The 14,462-nt window shown below is 58.7% G+C and carries 16 protein-coding genes; 6 read left to right on the forward strand and 10 right to left on the reverse strand.

The genetic code is table 11. From position 1 onward, the window contains the following. Window positions 1-38 precede the first annotated feature (38 nt). The 5 genes from ATO7_RS12475 to ATO7_RS12495 form a co-directional block, all read right to left on the reverse strand. A complete protein-coding gene (locus ATO7_RS12475) occupies window positions 39-1,442 on the reverse strand; it encodes a WS/DGAT/MGAT family O-acyltransferase (protein WP_083562166.1) in 1,404 nt (467 codons plus the stop codon). A 103-nt stretch (window positions 1,443-1,545) separates the two neighbouring features. After that, window positions 1,546-1,902, reverse strand: coding sequence for a hypothetical protein (locus ATO7_RS12480; RefSeq protein WP_083562168.1), 357 nt, complete (start codon window positions 1,900-1,902; stop codon window positions 1,546-1,548). 5 nt (window positions 1,903-1,907) lie between these two features. Then, the gene (locus tag ATO7_RS12485; protein ID WP_146680331.1) at window positions 1,908-2,525 is read right to left on the reverse strand and encodes a hypothetical protein; all 618 of its coding nucleotides are present in this window, start codon (window positions 2,523-2,525) and stop codon (window positions 1,908-1,910) included. 2 nt (window positions 2,526-2,527) lie between these two features. Further along, on the reverse strand, window positions 2,528-3,829 hold the full coding sequence (locus ATO7_RS12490) for an ammonium transporter (protein WP_083562884.1): 1,302 nt from the start codon (window positions 3,827-3,829) through the stop codon (window positions 2,528-2,530). Between the two features lie 215 nt (window positions 3,830-4,044). Further along, complete coding sequence (locus tag ATO7_RS12495) at window positions 4,045-4,674, reverse strand: BON domain-containing protein (protein ID WP_083562172.1); 630 nt, start codon at window positions 4,672-4,674, stop codon at window positions 4,045-4,047. Between the two features lie 270 nt (window positions 4,675-4,944). Between ATO7_RS12495 and ATO7_RS12500 the strand changes: the two genes are divergently transcribed. Genes ATO7_RS12500 through ATO7_RS12510 form a run of 3 tightly spaced genes read left to right on the forward strand, consistent with a single transcriptional unit; the run spans window position 4,945 to window position 8,094 of the window. After that, window positions 4,945-6,360, forward strand: coding sequence for a sensor histidine kinase (locus ATO7_RS12500; RefSeq protein ID WP_083562174.1), 1,416 nt, complete (start codon window positions 4,945-4,947; stop codon window positions 6,358-6,360). Window positions 6,361-6,379: 19 nt separating this feature from the next. After that, entirely contained in the window at window positions 6,380-6,742 is a 363-nt protein-coding gene (locus ATO7_RS12505; RefSeq protein WP_146680332.1) for a hypothetical protein, read from the forward strand. Continuing rightward, the gene (locus ATO7_RS12510; RefSeq protein WP_083562178.1) at window positions 6,739-8,094 is read left to right on the forward strand and encodes a sigma 54-interacting transcriptional regulator; all 1,356 of its coding nucleotides are present in this window, start codon (window positions 6,739-6,741) and stop codon (window positions 8,092-8,094) included. The genes ATO7_RS12505 and ATO7_RS12510 overlap by 4 nt, the downstream gene beginning before the upstream one ends. Window positions 8,095-8,142: 48 nt before the next feature. On the opposite strand, the gene pal is transcribed toward ATO7_RS12510, so the two are convergent. From pal to ATO7_RS12525, 3 genes are read right to left on the reverse strand one after another with little or no spacing between them, the layout of a single operon-like run. Next, window positions 8,143-8,700, reverse strand: a complete 558-nt coding sequence (pal, locus tag ATO7_RS12515; RefSeq protein WP_083562180.1) for a peptidoglycan-associated lipoprotein Pal — start codon at window positions 8,698-8,700, stop codon at window positions 8,143-8,145. Window positions 8,701-8,717: 17 nt separating this feature from the next. Beyond that, on the reverse strand, window positions 8,718-9,254 hold the full coding sequence (locus ATO7_RS12520) for a hypothetical protein (protein ID WP_146680333.1): 537 nt from the start codon (window positions 9,252-9,254) through the stop codon (window positions 8,718-8,720). Window positions 9,255-9,286: 32 nt separating this feature from the next. After that, entirely contained in the window at window positions 9,287-9,730 is a 444-nt protein-coding gene (locus ATO7_RS12525; RefSeq protein WP_158523200.1) for a glycine zipper 2TM domain-containing protein, read from the reverse strand. A 521-nt stretch (window positions 9,731-10,251) separates the two neighbouring features. On the opposite strand from ATO7_RS12525, the gene ATO7_RS12530 reads away from it, so the two are divergent. Further along, a complete protein-coding gene (locus ATO7_RS12530) occupies window positions 10,252-10,848 on the forward strand; it encodes a DUF1295 domain-containing protein (RefSeq protein WP_158523201.1) in 597 nt (198 codons plus the stop codon). A 15-nt stretch (window positions 10,849-10,863) separates the two neighbouring features. Here ATO7_RS12530 and ATO7_RS12535 read toward each other — a convergent pair whose 3' ends face one another. Further along, entirely contained in the window at window positions 10,864-11,499 is a 636-nt protein-coding gene (locus tag ATO7_RS12535) for a response regulator (protein ID WP_206044917.1), read from the reverse strand. Window positions 11,500-11,744: 245 nt separating this feature from the next. Here ATO7_RS12535 and ATO7_RS12540 point away from each other — a divergent pair, with 245 nt between their 5' ends. Both ATO7_RS12540 and ATO7_RS12545 read left to right on the forward strand, forming a co-directional pair. Next, on the forward strand, window positions 11,745-12,989 hold the full coding sequence (locus ATO7_RS12540) for a S8 family peptidase (RefSeq protein WP_158523202.1): 1,245 nt from the start codon (window positions 11,745-11,747) through the stop codon (window positions 12,987-12,989). 126 nt (window positions 12,990-13,115) lie between these two features. Further along, the gene (locus ATO7_RS12545) at window positions 13,116-13,469 is read left to right on the forward strand and encodes a hypothetical protein (protein WP_083562190.1); all 354 of its coding nucleotides are present in this window, start codon (window positions 13,116-13,118) and stop codon (window positions 13,467-13,469) included. Between the two features lie 25 nt (window positions 13,470-13,494). Here the strand turns inward: ATO7_RS12545 and ATO7_RS12550 are convergent, their stop codons facing one another. Then, window positions 13,495-14,397, reverse strand: a complete 903-nt coding sequence (locus ATO7_RS12550) for an alpha/beta hydrolase (protein WP_083562192.1) — start codon at window positions 14,395-14,397, stop codon at window positions 13,495-13,497. Between the last annotated feature and the right edge of the window lie 65 nt (window positions 14,398-14,462).

The raw sequence follows: 14,462 nt of genomic DNA on the forward strand, positions 1-14,462 counted from the left end.
TCGGTCGACTCTCTGCACGACGTCTGGTTGTGCATCGCTCAGGCAGCGTTGGGCAAACCCACCGCGTTTTCCAGCTCACCCAGCGCTTCGTCCAGGTAGTCGAGCAGACGTTGAACACCGGGCAGCGTCTTGCGACAGGCCAGGATGCCGAAATCGATCTTGTCGTGGCGGCTGATCAAGGTGATGTTGAGGGCAAAACCATCCAGCACCAGCGAAGCAGGGTAGATACCGTCGAGTTCGCAACCCTGCCAGTACACCGGTGTACGCGGGCCGGGCACATGCGAAATCACCACATTGGCCACGGTGCGTTGTCCGCCGATACCGGGCAGCAGTGTCATCGCGCCAGGCCCCAGCATGGCCAGGGTGTAGGCCATCATCTGCGCTGGGGTCATGCTGCGTAACATGGCCTTGGCGTAATTCATGGAGCCCTGCACGCAAGTCAGGCGCGCCATCGGGTCGTCAAGATGGGTGCCCAGATTGGCCAAAGCCAGGCAGATTTCGTTGCCGGTTTCGCTCTCTTCACGGCGTATCGATACCGGCACCGCAGCGATCAGCGGGCTGGTCGGCAGTTCATTCAGCTCGCCGAGATAGCGCCGCAGCGCCGAGCCGCACAGGGCCAGAATGACGTCATTGGAGGTGCCGCCGGTGGTTCGGGCGATGGCCTTGATGCGTGCGCTGGAGTACGACTGCGCGGCAAAGCGACGTGAGCCGGTGATCTTGCTGTTCAGAATGCAGCGTGGCGCCTGCAGACTGCCGACCACATCGGGGTTGTGATGATGCAGATCCTGCAGGGTATGGCGAATGTGCTTGGCCACCACCGGCACCGACAGGGCGCCGCTGCGCGCGGTGGCGTACAGCTGGGCCATGCGCGCCGCCGGAGACAGCTGCGCCACCGGCGTGCTCAGACGCTGGCGCCGGTGACGTGTGCGCCGCGGGCGCATCTCCCACGGCGCGGGCATGTTGAGTGAATCAAACGGGTCTTCAGACATCGATTTCAACATCAGCCGAATGCCGGCCACACCATCCACCACCGAGTGATGGATCTTGCTGTACAGCGCGATGCGATTGTCTTCCAGTCCTTCGATCAGATAGGTCCGCCACAATGGGTAGGCGCGATCCAGGTGCGCGCTGTGCACGCGCGAAACCATGGCCAGCAATTCGCGGATGCGGCCGGGCTGCGGCAACGACAGATGCACGAAATGCTGGTGCAGATCAAAGTCGTCCGTGTCATCCCACGACTTCAAGGCCCAGCGCCCCTGCAGGCGTCGATTGAACGGGCAGGTTGCACGCGTCGATTCGCGTAAGTGGTGGGCCAGCGTGGCGGCGAAATCGGCCGGTGCGCCTTCGGGACGGTGAAACAGGCACAACGCCCCAACATGCAGGGGTTGATGGCGTCGTTCGGCGAGCAGGAACAAACTGTCGACCGGGCTGAGATACTTCATAAACGTGTCTCCCTGATCGGGCAGCCCCGCAGCGTGCCCGTTCGTGTCCAGATAATAAGCGACCCTCGCTCTGATGGCGCTGGGGCCGTGGATATTTGGGGTGCTATTCGACTATGGCGCCGCGGTATCGTTTCACCGTAACGCCGCTGCGCTGATAGCTCGGCGCTTTTTTGGCCACGTCCTTAATGGCTTTAGAAAACACGTCGATCATGACGCGCGTGTGAACGGGCCGGGCAAGATCGACGGGCACACCGTTTTTGTGGCTGGAAAAACGCACCAAAACCGCGTTGTCGGGTTTGGGCGAGCGGCCATGCACGTTCACGATGCAGATATCGGCACTGTGTGGTGCAGTCCACTCAAACTGGGTGTCGAGTGCCCGGGTGCAGACGCCCAGGGCAGATTTCAATGGGCGTTGATCGCTGTCTTCGAGATCGAGAAAAGCAACTTTGATCTGGCGCATGGGGGTCAGGCCTTGTCAGTAAAGATCAGATTGGTAGGAGGGAACTGCTCGGCTTCGGGCAGGGTTTTGGCGTGCTCGACGGCCCTATAGAAGAGCTCATCGGCAGGCACCGGTCCGAGGGTGTGACACAGGGCAACGTAAACGTTGTGAACCAGGTCGGTGAGTTGTTCAAAGCTGAGTTCGGGCATCCGGCCGCCCTGGATAATCCATCCCAGTGCCGGCGCGGCCATTTCCTGCAAGCCACCTGCAGCGGATAGCAGTTGGCCCAGGTCTTCGATGAATTCGGCCGGCGGACGACCTGTACGGGCAATCAGCTTGGCACGAATGGCGGTGAGCAGCGCCACAGCAACCTTGCTCCCAGCCCGAAACTCGGGTGCAGTGGTCTGAGGCTGAGCGCTGGCGCCTGTGCGTGCGCGGTGAACTGCCGTACGCAGTGCATTCCGCTGCCGCGCATCAAACTGCAGCGCTTGCGAGACCTCGCGCATAAAGCCAATAACATTAGGGCCCGGGTCGCTGGCGTATTTGGCCAGCCACAGATCTGCCGCCTGGGCGCCAACATGAACACCCAGCTGTTCCGACAGTATGTCGGGCAAGGCCATCTGCCACGGTAGTGCCTTAGCCATGCTCAACTCCGCGGCGCAAGACTGGCCTGAAATTCGGGATAGCCAATGTCGGCGTGCTCGGTGTAATCCAGGCCGTGTTGCTCGTGCAGGGTTGATGCACGGATGCCGATGAACATCTTGAGCAGACCGAACAAAATCAGTGCGGCGCTGAACGACCAGACAAAGATGGCACCAATGCCAAGCAGCTGGATCGCAATGCGCGAAACATTAAAAGTGTCTCCAGCGTAAAACATGCCGGCTGCCAAGGTGCCCCAAGCACCCGCAAAACCGTGAACCGGGATGGCACCGACCACGTCATCAAGCTTGAATTTCTCCAGCGCCAGGCCGGACAGCACCATGACAAAGCCGCCGGTCAAGCCCGTCAGCGCCGAAAAGCCGGCGGACATGGAGCCACATCCTGCGGTGATTGAGACCAGTCCGGCCAGGCCGCCATTTAAAATGGTCACCGCTGACATGGGCCGGCGCAGCAAGGCGGCGCACAGGATTGTGCCGATCACGCCCAGGACAGCGGCGATCTGCGTATTCATCAAGACAGTGCCAACATCTTGCGATGCGGCCAGGGTTGAGCCGCCGTTGAAACCGAACCAACCCAGCCACAGGATGAAGACGCCAAGCGAGACCATGGGCAAGTTATGCCCCGGAATGGTGCGTGGCGAGCCATCTTTGGCAAACCGCCCCAGACGTGGGCCAAGCAAAATGACGCCGGCTAGTGCACACCAGGCGCCCACAGAGTGGACAACAGTGGAGCCGGCAAAGTCGACAAAGCCGCGTTGGGCGAGCCAGCCCGAGCCTTCGTAAAAGCTGCCCCAGACCCATGAGCCGGAGATCGGGTAGATCAGTGCGGTGATCACGAATGAGGCGATCAGATAAGGCCAGAAACGCATGCGCTCGGCCACCGAGCCGGCAACAATGGTTGCTGCAGTCGCCGCGAACATCGCCTGAAACACGAAGAATACGGCTTCATTTCCGGGTGAAGAATCCGGCAGGAAGTGGTCGCTACCAAACCAACCGGTCAGATTGGTGCCGAACATCAGCCCATAGCCCAGCAGCCAGAAGCCAAGGACACCAAAGCACAGGTCGGCAAAGTTCTTCAGGATGACGTTTGTGCTGTTCTTGGCCCTGGAGCAGCCACCTTCCAGCAGCGCAAAGCCAGCTTGCATGAAGAACACCAGCGCGGCGGAGACGGCGACCCAAACGATATCTGCGGATGCGGTCAAGGTATCGCTGGCGGATGCGCTCAATGGCGCTGCTAACAACGCCAGCAGCGAGAAAATGCGGGCATTTTGGGTGGCTAGACGAGGCATGGAACGGTCCGTGTTTGCGTTATGTTGCAGCGAAGCAATTTCCAAGCCAGATTTTTGACAGTTCTATGACGCGTTGTTTTTCATGTGTTTAATTGCCTCGGAGGCAAAAAAATGACCGGTGAGCTAGGTGCGGGGGGCGCTCACCGGCCAAACGGGGACAGGGTTGGATTTCGAACAGGGGATCGCGGGAATGTCCCCGATGTGCCCCAGGCGACTTAGCTTTCGCGTGACGCCGTTTGCACCTTCAGTTCATCAACAACTTTGGCCACGCCGTCGGTGTTCTCAGTGATGGCAATCGCAAGCGCTGCCTGTTCCTGGGAGTCCACGGCACCGCTCAAGGTCACTTCGCCTTGCTCGGCATTGACGTCAATCGACAAGCCCGACACATTGCTGTTCCAAAGCAAGCGGGTTTTCACACGTGCTTTGATCGCCGCATCGTTGAAGTGCTGGGCAAACCCGCCAGATTCCGCGTTGGCCATCTCGGTTTGATCACGCTCGGTGATCTGCAGTGTGGATTCAACATCCTCCAGGCCTTCGACGCCGCGGGCGATTTCAACCGCAAGATCACGTTGGATTTCGTTGCCCACTTCGCCACTTAAGATGGCTTTGCGCTCCTGCACATCGACATGGATGTCTGTGGCCTTGAGATGTTCGCTCAGGGCATAGGCCGTGATCAGTCGACCGGTGATGTAGGCGTCAACAGTGGCTGATTTGGCATCTTCATAAGCCTGAGCCATGTCTTGCTGGATACTCTCATCCGACGACTTGTCGGTGTTTTTGTCGGCCAGCACAGGTGCACTCATGCTCAAGGCAGCGGAGGTGGCTAGAATCGTCCAGGTTTTCATTCGGCTTCTCCTTGTGAAGTTCGACTTCCAAGGCGCAAAGCGCTTGCCAGATTCTAAAATATGCTTTTAAAACAAAAATATAGATTTGATCTGATTGGCTGCACAAGGCGCTGGCAATGTGCCGTTGCAGGAAAGTGTTGGCGTCTGGCGACAAACCGCCGCGCCACGCCCGACAGGCTCCAGGCAAGCGGGCTCGCGCGCCACAATCGGCGGAATGCCGGTTTGTATGTGCCTCTTTGCAGTGTCGCAGCCTGACGACATACTCCGCCCATGAACAGATCATTGAGCTCGTGGATACTGCTCGGCTACCTTGCTGTGAGCTTCCCGTTATTGCTGGGCATCGGTCTGGGTCAGTGGTCCTTGATCGAGCTAACACGGCATAGCAAGGCCCTGGTGCAGGATGGCTCGCAAGTCACTCAGCTGGGCAACCGTTTGCGCGATGACGTGACCAATCTGGAGCGCACGGCGCGTCAGTATGTTGCGCTGGGCGACAACGAACTTCTGGTGCTGTTTTATCAGCGTATTGCGCGTCTGGATGAAACCCTTAGCCTGATGCGCGATCACGGGCTTGATCGGGATTTTGGTTTCAGCCTGGTGACCATGCGTGGACAACTGGCCGAGTTGGTGCGCCAATGGAACAAGGGTTTGCAATCTGGCAATGAGCTCTCCCAGGCGATACAGGGTGTACGTCAGCTGGGCGAACAGGCCGAAAAGCTGGTTAAGGCCGGACACGCCTCGATAAAACGAGAAACCGGCAACCTGCAGCGCGCTGCAGCGACAGCGCGCCAGCGTATGCTGATCTGTGCGCTGGGCCTGGTGCCGGTAGCTTTGCTTGCGATTTGGTTGCTCATGCGTCGGTTGCGACGGGCCTTGGCCAGCTTACGCCAGGCCATCAGCGTGATCGGACACGGTCATCAGGACAGGCCAATTCGCGTTGAAGGCCCGCGTGAACTGGTCGAGGTGGGGGAACGGCTAGACTGGTTGCGTCGGCGCCTGGCGGAGCTTGAGGGCGAAAAGGACCGGTTCTTACGTCATGTGTCGCACGAGCTGAAAACGCCGCTTGCGAGCTTGCGCGAGGCGGCCGACCTGATGGGGCATGACAGCGTCGGCATTCTCAACCCACAACAGGTGGAGCTGCGCAGCATCCTGCTCGAATCGGCCGATGAGTTGCACGAACAGATTGCACATCTGCTGGCTTACGCGGCATGGCGTCGTGAGCAGAAGCGACAACGCGCGACCGACCTTACGGCTGCAGAATTTGCCGATGATTTGCACGGACGCTTTGAACTTCAGATGCAACGACATGGTCTGCAGTGGCAGCCGGACATCCGCTGCGAACTCATTCACGGTCAACCGGCTCGCTTGCAGGAAGCCGCGGAAAACCTGATCAGCAACGCCATTAAGCACGCGCCTCGCGACAGTGCGATTGAATTCGGGCTTTGCTGTGTTGATGGCCACTTTGAATTGTCGGTGCGTGACCACGGCGCGGGTGTGCCGGATAATGAGAAAGACATTATTTTTGAACCGTTTCAGCGTGGACACCAGACCCATGAGCAAGGCATTCCAGGGACTGGTGTGGGCCTGTCAATTGTCTCGGAGTGCGCACTTGCGCACAGTGGAGAAGTTTTTGTCGAAGATGCTCAGCCGGGTAGCCGGTTTGTTTTTCGTTGGCCTGATCAGTCTTGAACTGAGCGGGTGCGCCTGGATGCCGCCACAACCCCCGTCTGCTAGCGAAACGGAATCAGCAATCGATGCGGTTATTGCCGCACCACGCGAATCTCGTCAGGCGCTATGGGATAGCCTTAAAACCGATCGGGACAATGACATAGCGCTTGCTTTGCTGCGCAGCTTGCCTGGCCATGCTGGCCATGCACCGACAACGGCGCGCGAGCAGATGCAGGCGTTGCTGGATACGGCCCAGTTAGCGTTACCAGAGCAACGTCTGCTGCGCCTGCGACTTGCCGACTTGAAGCGCGAGATGCATCTGGAGAACGAATTGCAGCAACGTGAACAGCGGCTCAAATCGCTCATAGAAATCGAACGGGATTTGCAGGGGGGTGTACGGTGAATCAGGCAAACCGGATTCTGCTGGTCGACGATGACGAAAAGCTGCGTCGCGTCCTGAGCATGCGCCTGGAGTCATTGGGTTATGCGGTTGATGCGGTGGCCAGCGGTGAACAGGCGCTGGACGCTTTGAACAACCTGGAGCCCGCATTGGTGCTGACAGACCTGCGGATGCCAGGGCTTGACGGCATCGAACTGCTGGAGCGAATCCAGGTTTTGCGCCCGGGCTTGCCAGTGATTCTCATCACCGCGCACGGGGATATCCCCGATGCGGTCCGCGCCACCCAGGCGGGGGCAGTGGACTTTCTAAGTAAACCGGTTGATCCGCAGCAGCTTGAGGAGTCCTTGGCTCGTCATGCGCGCCAGACGACCACGGCAACCAATGAAGCCTGGGCTGAGCACATCGTTACCCGCAGCCGCAACATGCTCGAATTGCTGGACAAAGTGAAGCGCGTAGCGCGGACCTCATCCAGTGTGCTGATCACCGGGCCGAGCGGGGCCGGCAAAGAACTGCTGGCGCGTGCGCTGCACAAAGCCAGTCCGCGGCAGCGTAAGGAATTCATGGCGTTGAATTGCGGTGCAGTGCCTGCCGAGCTGTTGGAATCGGAGCTGTTTGGGCACAAAAAAGGCGCTTTCACGGGTGCCAGCACTGATCATGAAGGCCTGTTTCGCGCCGCCGATGGCGGCACAGTGTTTCTCGATGAAATCGGTGATATGCCGCACGACCTGCAGGTTAAGCTGCTGCGTGTGCTGCAGGAACGCGAAGTTCGTCCGGTCGGAGAGACGCGCTCGGTGCGTGTGGATGTCCGTGTGCTGTCTGCCACACACCGTGATTTGCAGAGTTTGGTTGATGAGGGCGACTTCCGCGAGGATCTTTTCTATCGCTTGAATGTTGTCCAGCTCGCGGTGCCGCCGCTGGATGAACGGCGCGAGGACATACCTCTGCTGCTGGCCCATCAGCTCAATCTGTTGGTGCGCAAGGGTTCACCACGGCGGGTGTTTGCGCCTGACGCGGTGGAATTGTTGGTCTCGGTGCCGTGGCCTGGCAACGTACGCCAGCTGTTCAATGTGGTTGAGCAATGTGTTGCGCTGTCACCCGGTCGGGTGATCAGTCTGGCTCAGGTGCAGGATGCATTGGGGCGCAAAGCCGAGGTTAAGGCGGTGCCATCCTTTGATGACGCACGGGCGGAATTTACCCGCAAATACCTCAGTGATTTGCTGGAATTGAGTGAGGGCAACGTCAGCCAGGCCGCTCGTCTGGCTGAGCGCAATCGTACGGATTTCTACAAGCTGCTGAAGAAACACGGGATTGATCCGGGCGCGTTCAAGCGCGAAGCGGCAGAGGATCGGGCATAAAAAAACCGCGCCCGAGGGCGCGGCTTTAAGCAGGCAGAGGGTTGGCAATCAGTACGCGCTGGCGTGCATGCCGTTTTGGTATTTGAGCTCGACCCGGCGATTTTCCTGGTAGGAACGCTCGCTCTGACCGTTCACCACTGGATCCTCTTCACCCAGGCTGGTGGTGCGCAGCTGCTTCCGTGGTACGCCCTGCATCAACAGCGCATCTTCAACGGTGATTGCGCGGCGTTCGCCAAGGGCCAGGTTGTACTCACGCGTTCCGCGTTCATCAGCGTGACCCTCCAGGGTGATTTGTACCTCTGGATTGGCCAGCAGGTGGCGCGCGTGTGCTTCGATGATGGCCTGATGTTCCGGGCGCAGGCCGGCGCGGTCAAAGTCGAACAGCAAACGGGTCCGGTCAAGCAAAGCTTGCTGTTCGTTGCTCAGGGCGCGCGGGTCGGGCAAGTCATTGTCAGCTTGGGCCTGGCCTTGTGGGCCGCCCGCTGCGTAGTTCTGTGCCATCGCGTCGTTGTCGGCACTTGCCGTTTCATTAGGAGTGCTTGCGCAACCGGCCAGCAGGGCAAAACTTGCTGCCAGCGCGGTCAAAGCGAAAGTGTTGGATGTCATGTTGATCTCCCAGTTGATCAGAAGTTGTAGCGCGCGCCCGCTTCAAAGCGGTCGTCGTCGCCGGTCTGCAAAGCCAGTTGCAGGTCAAACGGGCGCGTGATGGCGTAATAACCGGCCACGCGCAATGAGGTCACGCCGTCATCAAAAACTTCGAAGTGACGGATTTCAGGATTGATTTCGAAACGCGGATCCGGGGTGGTCCAGCGCAGGCCGGCACGCAGGCCGATACCGGTGTCATCAGCCGCGCCTGCGTCGACCATTTCCAGCGACACCCCGCCATACCAGTCCAGATCGTGTTGCAGCGCTTGGTGGTACATGCCACCGAAGGTGAGCTGATCCAGGTCGCCCACGTCAGAAAACTCGCCAAACAAAGCGAACTGCCGGGCAATCTCTGCAGAGCCTGCGATACGCAGCCCGCTGTCATCTTCACGTCCCAGGTCGCGGCTGATGAAACCGCCTTCGACCGTGTTGTAGTTGTGCGCATTGGCGACGACCGGTGTCGCCAATGTGGCGGTAGCCAGACAAGCCAGCGTCAATGCGTTCTTAGTGTTCATGATTGTCCTCGTATCGGGATTGAAATTGGAATTTAGGAGGCCGGTACGATGCGATTGCCCTGGACCTCAACCTCGTCGCCCACAGACAACCCGGCGATGTCCACGCGGGTCAGCTCTACGCGCTCGCCAGACGGCATGCGCACGACAACGTCGTAGTGGGTTTTGGCGTTGCGGCGGCGATCAATTTCGCTACCAGCCACGGCGCCACCAACGGCGCCCGCTGCGGTTGCAGCGTCGTTCCCGGAACCACTGCCAAACTGGTGGCCGACCACACCGCCGATGACAGCGCCAGCCAAGGCGGCACCAGCGCGCGGTTCGCCTTTGACGGTGACCGGGGTGATTGATTCGATTTCACCGCAACGCTCGCATGCCGCTGCGCTGATCTGAGTTTCTCCATCTCCATCTGACGGCTGCTGACAAGCGCTTAAAGCGATGAGCGGCACACTGATGCACACGGCCAAAGTTGCATTTTTCATCTCAGAAACTCCCATTCAGGTTCTGCTCGACAAGGGCGCGATTAGCGTGCCAATTTGAAAAATGCTTATATAAAACAGATGGATGAGATGCCTTGATATGATGCCGGCTGCACCCATGCGTCGATGCGGTTGTGAAACTGTTGCTGATTGGCGACGTGCGGGGAAAAGCCGGCAGTGGAGCCGTCACTGGCCATGGCTGCGGCACCATTCAAGCTGTTAAGTCACTGTTTTGTTGATGATTCGTGCCGTCTCTGATCAGCGACAGCTAAGGGCTATGGTCATCCGAGGCAGGGCAGTACACTTGCCCCTCGGTTTTGGGGAGCACCGTAATGCTGGGAATTGATGCCGCGCTATGGCACCACTACTTGCTGTTGTCCACGTTCGTGTTGTGTCCGGTGATACTGCTCGGGCTATTGTTCTTGCCAGCGGCGTACGGTCGCCATGCGCAGGGACGAAGCGCAATCTGGGGGCCGGGGATTCCCACACGCTGGTCCTGGGTCATCATGGAAATGCCTTCATCAGTGGGTTTTGCGCTGATCTATTTCTACGGTGACAAAGCCACTGATGTCGTGCCCTTACTGCTGTTCATGCTGTGGCAGGCGCACTATTTCCATCGCACGTTTGTGTTCCCGTTTCGTATCCGGGTCAAACCAGGACAGACAACGCCCGCCAGCATTCCATTGATGTCGGTCATGACCAACAGCGTGATCGCGTTTCTTAATGCCGCCATATTGTCTTGGAGCAGCATTCGCGCCGACTACGACTTGAGTTGGTTAAGCGACCCAAGATTCATCCTCGGTATCGTGGTGTTTGCAGCGGGCTGGCATATCAACCGTAAAGCAGATGCTTTGCTGTCAGCGCTGCGCAAGCCAGGTGAGAGTGGCTACAAGATCCCGCATGGCTGGCTTTACGAACGTGTGAGCTGCCCGAATTACCTCGGTGAAATCACCATCTGGTGCGGCTGGGCGATTGCGACCTGGTCCTGGGCGGGGCTGGCATTTGTCTTTCTCACCATCGCCAATCTGGTGCCGCGTGCGTTGCAAAATCATCGCTGGTATCAGCAGCAATTCAGTAACTATCCACGGCACCGTAAAGCGATAATTCCGTTTGTACTTTAGATCCGTCGCGGAGCTTCAGGAATCGAGCACATCGCCAACCAGACCGTGGCGGAATGCCGCGAGTGTTAGCTCCACATCGTTGGCCACGGCAAGCTTGTCGTAAATTCGCCGCCTGTAGGTGCTGACAGTATTGGGGCTGATGTGAAGCATGTCGGCTATACGCTGGGTTGTGTGGCCAGCGGTGATTTTCAAGGCCACAGACATTTCGCGTTCCGACAGCTCATCAAACGGGGAGCGTGCAACGCCACCCACCAGGCGGGCTGAAAGATCGCCAGCAATTTCAGCCGAGATGTAGCGGCCACCAGCGTGTACGCGTCGAATGGCCTTGAGCATTTCGGTCTCTTCGCAATCCTTGCACAGAAAACCTGACGCACCGGCTGCAAACGCACGTGAAGGGTAGGGCTCGTGGGTGTGTGCCGAAACGATAATGACCTCGATATGTGGATATTCCGCCGTGATGCGCTCGGTGGCTTCTATCCCGCCAATTCCGGGCATATTCAGATCCATCAGCACAATCGTCGGCCGCAGCGCTTCGATATAGTCCAGCGCTTCCTCACCAGTGCTGGCTTCTCCGACCACCACAATGTCCTGCGCCTGGCTTGCCATATGCGAAATGGCACGGTGAATGATCTTGTGATCATCCACGCTCATGAGTCGAATCAAAAGGGCTCTCCAGCTCCACTTGGCAGCGCATACGATACGCGAATTTTATGTAGTGGAATCACTACACGACTCTACCCAAAGCGCTACATACAAGCCCGTGCTTGAGCATTAGGATCGATTCTCGTTAGCAAGTTGCATGGGTCCTTGGACAGCCCATCGGCATGACGCCAAAACATGATCGCGCACGGAATGCGGTGCTGACGCCAAATTTCAATTTCAAACTGGGGAAGGTTTTGAAAGCACTTCAAAAAGCGGTGGCTGCGGCAGTGATGCTGGGAGCCTCGGCAACAGCGAGCGCGGGTCTGTTTTCCAATTCCAAAGATGTCTACATCGTGCAGTTCAATGATCAGCTTCCGCTGGGTCAGACGGTCAGTAACCTGACCGGCACCGTTCTGGGCCTGGTTGGTCTCGACAATGCACTGTTTGAGTACGACACCGTATTGCAGGGTTTTGCAGCCGCTCTGACGCCTCAACAGGTGCGCTTGCTTGAAGGCCTGCCGCTCATTAAATCGGTCGAAAAAGATCGCGTTGTGCAGGCTGGTGCGGTTCAGAACAACCCTGTTTGGGGTCTGGACCGGGTCGACGAAACCGACCGCCCCATGGATGGCGAATACGCCTACGTTGATAGCGCCGGTGCTGGCGTTCATGTCTACATCATCGACACGGGCATCAACCCTAACCATCAGGAATTTACGGGCCGCGTAGGCGCCGGTCAGAACTTTGTCAGTTCTGGTCCGCTCGATGGCCTGCTTGGCGGTTTGCTTGGTGGCCTGCTGCCGCTTGACTTGCTCGGCGGTGAAGTTGACCCGGACAACTGGGAAGACTGCAACGGCCACGGCACTCATGTTGCTGGCACCGCTGCCGGAACTCAGTATGGCGTTGCCAAGCTGGCGACTGTGCATGCCGTGCGCGTACTCAACTGCGCCGGTTCGGGCACGGGTTCGGCGGTGATCGCCGGTATCGAGTGGGTGGCCGAAAACGCTGAATACCCTGCGGTTGTGAATCTCAGCTTGGGTGGCGGCGCTTCGGATGCCGAAGACCAGGCCATTGCCAATCTGTTCAATGCGAATGTGTTGCCGGTTGTCGCCGCTGGCAATGACAATGCGGACGCGTGCAGCACGTCGCCCGCTCGCGCTCCCGAAGCTGTGACCGTTGCCTCGACGGCGAGTGACGACTCGGAATCCAGCTTCAGTAACCATGGAACCTGTGTGGATATTTATGCCCCAGGCTCCAGCATCGTTTCAGCCGACTATGCAAACAATAGCGGAACGGCGAATCTCAGTGGCACATCGATGGCCTCCCCCCATGTTGCTGGTGCAGCGGCGCTGATTTTGGGCGAAACCCCCAGTCTGAATTCAGCGGACGTAGCTGCTGCTTTGATCAGTAACGCGACGGTGGGCAAGGTTGCTCGTAGTCCAGCCGGTGCCGGCACGCCCAATCTACTGTTGAATACTTTTCCTCAAGGTACCAAACAGTAAGTCGACACCACATACTGGCCTGCGCGCCGGTGTGACACACCACTGAGATGTTTATGCCCCGCTACGGCGGGGCTTTTTTTGCCCGCTCAGGCTTGTTTTTGTCGGCCCAGGGATTATGGTTGGCGCATGAAATGTCTCATTGCGTCTGTGCTGTTTGTGGGCTCGGCATCAACGGTGTTCGCGGACACTCCACGTCAGGTCGACTACCAATTCTGGGAAAACGCCAAGTTGGCCGGGCGCGCTCTGGCCTGTGGTGACGCCGCAGGCAAGGCAAGTATCCGCAGTGCCAGCCGCAGGTTAAGTCATGCGCTGGGCAGCGAACATACTGAATCGCAGTGGATGCAACGCTTTGATGACAAAGTCAGGCTTCATCACCGCTTTGCGCTGCGCGCCAGCCCGGAGCATCGCGGTTGTGACCGCAATGCCAACGCCATTAAAGATAGCCTGCGGCGGACCCGCGTGATCGCACCGCAACCCTAGAACACCGAGCCTGGCGGCAGGCTGCTTAGCGCCCTGTGAGGGCGCGCTGGAAGAAGTCCAATTGATCGGCCAGTGCACGCTCACGATCTTTTCCGACGTAAATATCAAAGTGGCCGATGTCGTACTGCTTCAATTCGACGTTCGGTCCGGCTTTGCGCGCAAGCTTTACCGCCGCGGCGGCCGGCGCAACACTGTCTTTGGTGCAGGCCTGAATAAGGATCGGGCATGCCAGCTTACGTGCTTTGGTGATCGGTCTATAGGTGGCCAGATAAAGGGCCAGCCGTGCGCTCATTTCATTGCACCAGCCGGACGGCGTTATCGCACCGTAACCACTGAGCGCATCATGGCTGCTCATCGCCGCAAACTCACCCGGAGCGGCAACCAGGGGCACGGTGATGGGCTGCATGCCGAGCAGCCCGCGAAGTTGATCAACGCTGCCATATGCGGCCAGTTTGGCAAGGCGACCGACGCCTGCGTAACGGACCATCTCCAGCGATGCGGCCAGACCGTCAACCATGGGCCCTTGCGCAGACGCCGCTGCGATGCTGGCGTCGTTGGCTGCGGTGGTGAGCACATGGCCACCGGAGAATGAGGTGCCCCACAAACCCACGCGAGCCGGATCCACACCGGGCAACTCGCGCGCGAAAGCGACGGCGGCACGCCAATCCTGCAATTGTCGCGAGATGCTCAGCAGTTGGCGTGGCTCACCGTCGCTGGCACCGAAATGACGATAATCGAACAGCAACACCGTGAAGCCATGATCGGCAAATACGGTCGCGAAGGGCTCCAGGCCTGCGTCACGTGTTCCACCCAAACCATGGGCCATCACGATGACCGCGCGATTGGGCTCTGTCGGGGTATACAACCAGGCGCGGCATTGTGTGCCCTGGCTGGAAAACTCGATGTCGCTGCGTGCGTGCTGGGTCATGGTGCGGCCTTGCTGATGTGTTGTAGTGGGTGTCTCGTCCAGCGCGCAGTGTACTGTGCCTCGCG

It is taken from the genome of Oceanococcus atlanticus, assembly GCF_002088235.1.
GTDB classification, from domain to species: Bacteria; Pseudomonadota; Gammaproteobacteria; order Nevskiales; family Oceanococcaceae; genus Oceanococcus; species Oceanococcus atlanticus.

Excerpts from the sequence above, each read along its gene's own strand:
- ATO7_RS12480 (WP_083562168.1), bottom strand. The coding sequence starts at position 1,902 with ATGCGCCAGATCAAAGTTGCTTTTCTCGATCTCGAAGACAGCGATCAA.
- ATO7_RS12500 (WP_083562174.1), top strand. The coding sequence starts at position 4,945 with ATGAACAGATCATTGAGCTCGTGGATACTGCTCGGCTACCTTGCTGTG.
- ATO7_RS12545 (WP_083562190.1), top strand. The coding sequence starts at position 13,116 with ATGAAATGTCTCATTGCGTCTGTGCTGTTTGTGGGCTCGGCATCAACG.
- pal (WP_083562180.1), bottom strand. The coding sequence starts at position 8,700 with ATGACATCCAACACTTTCGCTTTGACCGCGCTGGCAGCAAGTTTTGCC.
- ATO7_RS12535 (WP_206044917.1), bottom strand. The coding sequence starts at position 11,499 with ATGAGCGTGGATGATCACAAGATCATTCACCGTGCCATTTCGCATATG.
- ATO7_RS12475 (WP_083562166.1), bottom strand. The coding sequence starts at position 1,442 with ATGAAGTATCTCAGCCCGGTCGACAGTTTGTTCCTGCTCGCCGAACGA.
- ATO7_RS12525 (WP_158523200.1), bottom strand. The coding sequence starts at position 9,730 with ATGAAAAATGCAACTTTGGCCGTGTGCATCAGTGTGCCGCTCATCGCT.
- ATO7_RS12505 (WP_146680332.1), top strand. The coding sequence starts at position 6,380 with ATGCCGCCACAACCCCCGTCTGCTAGCGAAACGGAATCAGCAATCGAT.
- ATO7_RS12550 (WP_083562192.1), bottom strand. The coding sequence starts at position 14,397 with ATGACCCAGCACGCACGCAGCGACATCGAGTTTTCCAGCCAGGGCACA.
- ATO7_RS12495 (WP_083562172.1), bottom strand. The coding sequence starts at position 4,674 with ATGAAAACCTGGACGATTCTAGCCACCTCCGCTGCCTTGAGCATGAGT.
- ATO7_RS12485 (WP_146680331.1), bottom strand. The coding sequence starts at position 2,525 with ATGGCTAAGGCACTACCGTGGCAGATGGCCTTGCCCGACATACTGTCG.
- ATO7_RS12520 (WP_146680333.1), bottom strand. The coding sequence starts at position 9,254 with ATGAACACTAAGAACGCATTGACGCTGGCTTGTCTGGCTACCGCCACA.
- ATO7_RS12490 (WP_083562884.1), bottom strand. The coding sequence starts at position 3,829 with ATGCCTCGTCTAGCCACCCAAAATGCCCGCATTTTCTCGCTGCTGGCG.